This window comes from Dolichospermum sp. UHCC 0406, from assembly GCF_009712025.1.
Lineage (GTDB): Bacteria > Cyanobacteriota > Cyanobacteriia > Cyanobacteriales > Nostocaceae > Dolichospermum > Dolichospermum lemmermannii.
In genome coordinates this window covers 1-383 of sequence record NZ_VILA01000038.1, presented here as the reverse complement: position 1 = coordinate 383, position 383 = coordinate 1, and the positions used below count along the sequence as shown (strand labels likewise).

Here is a 383-nt window from a genome sequence, read left to right as displayed (position 1 = left end):
CAAAAAAATCCAAGAAGAGTTTTTGAAAGTTAACAAACAAGTAGCGAAATTAGAACAGGAAGAATTTACAGATAAATCTTTGACAGAATTAAAAATCAAAGAAATAACAACCAAATTAAAATATCATCAAATATCAGACTGGGAAATTACTGAAACCAATAAAGGGAAAACAACAGTTTATAGAGTGAAATGTAAATTAAGAGAAAATCAAGAGTTAATTACACAACAGCAAAACTCTTGTGGCAGATTTATTTTAGCCACCAATATTTTGGATACGATTGAGTTAGAGTCAGAAGAAATCCTCAAAATATATAAAGAACAACAATCTACAGAAAGAGGATTTAGATTTATCAAAGACCCGTTATTTTTCGCGGATAGTCTGT

The 383-nt window shown here is 29.2% G+C and carries 1 pseudogene; it reads left to right on the top strand.

What is annotated here, in order from left to right:
- Positions 1–22: 22 nt before the first annotated feature.
- Positions 23–383 (top strand): annotated as a pseudogene (locus FJR09_RS24210) (IS1634 family transposase); the annotation flags it as partial.